Genomic DNA, 5,513 nt, shown 5'->3' with positions numbered 1-5,513 from the left:
CAAGCGCACGCGCGTGTGCCTCGGCGCAACGCGGGCATTCCGCGCGATGCTGCACGAAGTCCGCAGAAGTCATCTGCGGATCGATCGCGAGTTGTCGCCGGAATTCAACGCAATTCATAAACCTGTGCCTCGATCGGCTCGCTGCCGAGCATCGCCTTCAGCTTCTGTCGCGCGCGGAACAACTGGGTCATCACCGCGGCACTGGAAATGTTCAACTCGCGCGCGATCTCCTCACAGGAAAACCCGCCGAGCACCTGCATGAGCAGCGGCTCGCGATATTTCACGTCGAGCTTCAGCATCGCCGCGCGAATCAATGCATCCTCGCCCGAACCTTCCGGCGTCAATGCCTCGCGCACGTCAGCCACCTCGACCTCATCCACGTCGACGAACTGCGGCGTCTTGCGCTCGTACAGGCGCGCGTGCTCGCGGCGCAGGATCGTGATCAGCCACGCCTTGGCCGCCGCGGCCTCGCGCAAACTGTCGAGCGATCGCCACGCGCGCAGGAACGATTCCTGCACGAGATCCTGTGCCAGCGCCTCCTCGCCGCAGAGCCAGTACGCGTAGCGGAACAGGTCGCCCGAATACCCGCGTACGAGCGCGTCGAACTGTCGCTGCTTGCTGCTCACAGGGGACATGACCGGGTTATCTGCGCAAAACTTTCGTTAAGACTCAGCGACGGATTTTTTCGAGGATGCCTTCGAGCTCGTCGAGGCTGTGATAGCCGATCACGAGCTTGCCGCGTCCTTTGTTGCCGTGCTGGATCGCGACGCGCGCGGCAAGCTTTTCGGACAGCTCGCGCTCGAGCGCGACGATATCGGCATCGCGCGAAACGGCCTTTTTCGCCTTGCCCTGCGGCATCGTCTGCGCTTTGCGCGCGGCATCCTCCAGCTCACGCACCGACCAACCGTGCTCGGCAGCACGCCGCGCGAGGCCGAGCGCGAGCGCCGGCTCCAGCGTCAGCAAGGCCTTGGCGTGGCCGGCCTCGATCTGACCTTCCTTGAGCAGGCGCTTGATCTCTTCGGGCAGGTCGAGCAGGCGCAACAGATTCGACACCGCCGAGCGCGAACGGCCGATCGCCTCGGCGACCTGCTCGTGCGTGTGCTTGAACTCGTCGATCAGGCGGCGCAGCGCGTGTGCCTCTTCGAGCGCGGACAAGTCTTCGCGCTGGATGTTCTCGATCAGGGTCATCGCCGCGACCGCGGGATCGGCGACCTCGCGCACGACGGCCGGAATCTCGGCCAGCCCGGCCAGCTGCGAAGCGCGCCAGCGACGCTCGCCGGCGATGATTTCGTAGCGATCCGCGCCGACCGGGCGCACGACGATCGGCTGGATCACGCCCTGCGCCTTGATCGAGGCGGCGAGCTCGGCAAGCTTTTCCTGATCGAACACGCGCCGCGGCTGGTATTTGCCCGGCGCGATGCGTCCGACCGGCAGGTTGCGCAGATCGTCACCCGCTGCGGCGGTCTCCGCGGCGACATCACCGCCGCCGAGCAATACGTCGAGATCGCGCGAGCCCAAGCCGCGCCGCTTTGCAGCTGCCATGTGGTGTCTCTGGAAATCCTGTGTGCGCTAGTTTAGCGCACGAGCAGCGAAGCGATGGACGGCGGCGGCGCTTCCGCGGCCGGCGCGGCATCCGCTTTCCCGTCGACGACCGGTGCGACCGGCGGATTCGCGATCGGCACCGTCGCCGCCGCGGGCTGGGCCGAAACCGTGGATGCTGCCGCACGATCGCGCCGCAACAACTCGCCGGCCAGGCCGAAATAGGCGATCGCACCGCGCGATTCGCGATCGTAGAGATTGATCGGCTGGCCGTGGCTCGGCGCCTCGGCGAGGCGGATGTTGCGCGGAATCATCGAACGCAGCAGCTTGTCGCCGAAGTGCTTGGCGAGCTGAGCGGACACGTCATTGCCGAGGTTGTTGCGCACGTCGTACATCGTGCGCAGGATGCCGTCGATCTCCAGATGCGGATTGAGCCGCGTGCGTACCGCCTTGACCGTGTCGAGCAGGCTGGTCAGGCCCTCGAGCGCGAAATACTCACACTGCACCGGGATCAACACGCCGTTCGCCGCGGTCAACGCGTTCACGGTCAGCAGGTGCAGCGACGGTGGGCAATCGATCAGGATCGTGTGATAGCGCTGGCCGAGCTTGGCCAGTTGCTCTTTCAGCCGCGACTCGCGCGCGAGCATGTCCATGAGCTTGATCTCGGCCGCGGTCAGGTCGCGACTGCCGGGCAGCAGATCGAAATTGGCCGGCGTCGGCACAATCGTCGTCTCGATCGGCGCCTCGTCGAGCAGTACCTCGCAACCGGTCGGCCTGGCGGTGCGCTTGTCGATGCCCGAGGCCATCGTCGCATTGCCCTGCGGATCGAGATCGACGAGCAGCACGCGGCGCTTCGCCTCGGCCAGCGCCGCCGCGAGATTGACCGCGGTCGTGGTCTTGCCCACGCCGCCTTTCTGATTCACTACCGCGATGATCCGCGTCATTTGAGTTACCTCTGCGCTCGTCCCTGATCGCAAGATCACGAAGCAGCCATCCCTGACGCACTTCTAAAATCCGCCACTGCCGCATCGGCGACGGAACCCCACATTCCCGCTTTGTCGGCGTTGAGCGGCTCTGCCGCTCGAACGGCGACAGTTATCGTGACGGCAACGCCGTCAGCGATAACGACTAATTATGACGGCATGTCGCGCTGCGCCCAAGCCCGGCACCGTCAGAGGCTCGATCCGCTCAATGCGAAAGCCGGACGGCAAATTCGATATTTCGCTATCGTCGATCACACCCTTCATCGCCACGCAGATGCCGTCGGCGGCAAGCAGATGGCCGCCCCAGGTCAGGATGTCGCCGAGTGCGGCGAACGCGCGTGCGGTGATGCAATCGTATTGTCCCTGCAGATCCTCGACGCGCGCCTGATCGACGCGCGCGTTGGCGAGGCCAAGCACGCGCACGGCTTCGCGCAGGAATCGTGTCTTCTTGCCGTTGCTGTCGACCAGTGTGGCTTTTCGCTCGGGCGCCAGGATTGCCAACGGAATGCCGGGCAGGCCGGGACCGGTACCGAGGTCGACCAGGGTTGCACCGCGCACCAGCGGCGCGATCGCCAGCGAATCGAGCAAGTGACGTGTGACCATTTCTGCCGGATCGCGCACCGCGGTCAGGTTGTAGACCGCATTCCAGCGCACGAGCAGATCGACATAGTCGATCAGGCGCTCGCTCTGGGCCAACGTCAGCGCCAGGCCAAGTTCGTCCGCGCCGGCACGCAGGCGAGCCTGCAGCGAAGGGCGATCAATGGCGGGAGGGGCAGCGGGCATGCGGGCAGGTCTGGCGCGGAACGGCCACGCGGGGCGGGGCCGGCAAGTATCGCGGCAGCGCGCGGCAAATTCCACCGCGCAAGCGATCCGGAGCAGTCGCTCCCGGGGGCCAATCCGGAGCGGAAATCCGCTCCGTCAGACCAGCTGTACGCGCGTCACCAGCAGGCCGCGCTCGCGCAGACTGCGGTTCAGCTCGGTCTTCAGATGCAGGTTGCGTGCGGCAGCATCCCGCGCCGGGGCCGCGGCGACCAGCTCGGGCAAGCGTTCGCGCAGGCGCACGCCAACCTCGTCGATGATCGCGTCGGCGCGGGAGGCGTCAAGTACCTGGTAGTAGATCTTGCCGTGCAACGCGCCATGATCCGGGGTCGCGATTTCGCCGACTTCGACGACATTGCCGAACAGGCGGATCTTGTGCGCGACGCGCTCGACCAAGGGCAGGACCAGGTGGGTGCCGGCGCCTACCGTGCGCATATGGCCGTCGACGCGGCGCAGGGTATAGGCCTGGCCTTCGGGGATGCGCTTGATTGACGCAACGAACAACAGGACTGTGGCGCACAACAACGCCATCACTACGATCGGGGCTAGCATTTTTGTTCCCTCTTCCAAGAGGTTATGTGAAGCTAATAACGACGACTCTGGAAACGTCCGGTACAACGATGAATCTCCGAACGTTTGTGAAGTATGCCGAGGCATCTCGGAATCACCGCTGAATATTACCGCCCGATTTTCCGACGTACTGCGACCGCTTGCCCGATTTCACCTCGTCGCCGCTTGGATTATCGTGTGCGTTCTCACCCGAGGTAACGACGAACCATGCCCTACCCCGCTACCCGCCTGCGCCGCATGCGCCGCGATGCGTTCTCGCGCGCGCTGATGCGCGAGACGACCCTGCTGCCCAGCGACCTGATCATGGTCGCGTTCGTCATCGACGGCGCGGACAAGCGCGAGCCGATTGCGTCGATGCCCGGCGTCGACCGCGTGTCGATCGACCAGCTCGAAAAACTTGCCGGCGAATGCGTCGCCGCCGGCATCCCGGCGCTGGCCCTGTTCCCTTCGCCGCCCGCGTCGGTCAAAACCGAGGACGGGCGCGAGGCGTGGAATCCCGACAACGTGTTCCAGCGCGCAGCGCGCGCGCTCAAGGCGAAGTATCCCGAACTCGGCCTGATCGGCGACGTCGCGCTCGATCCGTACACGACGCACGGCCAGGACGGCCTGATCGACGCGAGCGGCTACATCCTGAACGACATGACCATCGAAGCGCTGGTCAAGATGACGCTGGCCCAGGCCGAAGCCGGATTCGACATCGTCGCGCCGTCCGACATGATGGACGGCCGCGTCGGCGCGATGCGCGCCGCACTGGAAAAAGCCGGCTACGTGAACACCCGCATCCTTGCCTACTCGGCCAAATACGCCTCGAGTTTCTACGGCCCGTTCCGCGACGCGGTCGGCTCGGCGGCGAATCTCGGCAAGGGCGACAAGCACACCTACCAGATGGATGTCGGCAACAGCGACGAGGCATTGCGCGAGATCGAACTTGATCTCGCCGAGGGCGCGGACGCGGTCATGGTCAAGCCCGGCATGCCGTATCTCGACATCGTCCATCGCGTGAAGCGACGCTTCGGCGCGCCGACCTTCGTCTACCAGGTCTCCGGTGAGTACGCGATGCTCAAGGCCGCCGCGCAGAACGGCTGGCTCAATGAAAAGGCTGTGGTGCTCGAATCGCTGACCTCGATCAAGCGCGCCGGCGCCGATGCGATCCTCACCTATTTCGCGCTCGACGCAGCGCGTTATCTCAAAGAACGGGGCTGAGCCATGACTTCGCCGGACTACGCCGTCTTCGGCCACCCGATTTCGCATTCGCTGTCGCCACGCATCCACGCGGCGTTCGGCAAGCAGACCGGCATCGCGCTGAACTATGTCGCGATCGATGCGCCGGCAGACGCGTTCGCGGCGACGCTTGCGCGCTTCGCCGACGCCGGCGGACGCGGCGCAAACATCACCCTGCCGTTGAAGCAGGACGCATTCGGCCTGTGCACGCAGACCTCCGATTTCGCCGGCCGCGCCGGCGCGGTCAACACGCTGACGCGCGTCGACGGCGCCTGGCGCGGCGACAACACCGACGGACCCGGTCTGATCCGCGATCTGACCGGGCGCCACGGTCTCGACCTGCGCGAACGTCGGACGCTGCTGCTCGGCGCCGGTGGCGCC

Annotated in this window: 5 protein-coding genes and 2 pseudogenes; 2 read left to right on the top strand and 5 right to left on the bottom strand. The window is 65.6% G+C overall.

Annotated features, from left to right (window positions below; genetic code table 11):
• Positions 1-104: 104 nt before the first annotated feature.
• From VF497_RS05790 to VF497_RS05770, 5 genes and pseudogenes are all read right to left on the bottom strand, one after another.
• Positions 105-644: pseudogene (locus VF497_RS05790) on the bottom strand (sigma-70 family RNA polymerase sigma factor); the annotation flags it as partial.
• 25 nt (positions 645-669) lie between these two features.
• Positions 670-1,542, bottom strand: coding sequence for a ParB/RepB/Spo0J family partition protein (locus VF497_RS05785; RefSeq protein WP_330886679.1), 873 nt, complete (start codon positions 1,540-1,542; stop codon positions 670-672).
• A 32-nt stretch (positions 1,543-1,574) separates the two neighbouring features.
• Positions 1,575-2,483 (bottom strand): AAA family ATPase, encoded by a 909-nt coding sequence (locus tag VF497_RS05780; RefSeq protein ID WP_330886678.1) that lies wholly within the window; start codon positions 2,481-2,483, stop codon positions 1,575-1,577.
• Between the two features lie 171 nt (positions 2,484-2,654).
• Entirely contained in the window at positions 2,655-3,305 is a 651-nt protein-coding gene (rsmG, locus tag VF497_RS05775; RefSeq protein ID WP_330886677.1) for a 16S rRNA (guanine(527)-N(7))-methyltransferase RsmG, read from the bottom strand.
• 135 nt (positions 3,306-3,440) lie between these two features.
• Entirely contained in the window at positions 3,441-3,893 is a 453-nt protein-coding gene (locus VF497_RS05770; RefSeq protein WP_330886676.1) for a hypothetical protein, read from the bottom strand.
• Between the two features lie 225 nt (positions 3,894-4,118).
• On the opposite strand from VF497_RS05770, the gene hemB reads away from it, so the two are divergent.
• Positions 4,119-5,114 (top strand): porphobilinogen synthase, encoded by a 996-nt coding sequence (gene hemB / locus VF497_RS05765; RefSeq protein WP_330886675.1) that lies wholly within the window; start codon positions 4,119-4,121, stop codon positions 5,112-5,114.
• Positions 5,115-5,117: 3 nt separating this feature from the next.
• A pseudogene (locus VF497_RS05760) lies at positions 5,118-5,513 on the top strand (shikimate dehydrogenase); the annotation flags it as partial.

Source organism: Rudaea sp. (assembly GCF_036383415.1).
Taxonomy (GTDB): Bacteria; Pseudomonadota; Gammaproteobacteria; order Xanthomonadales; family Rhodanobacteraceae; genus Rudaea.
Note: the sequence above shows the minus strand (reverse complement) of the source record. Positions and strands in the feature narration are given on the sequence as shown.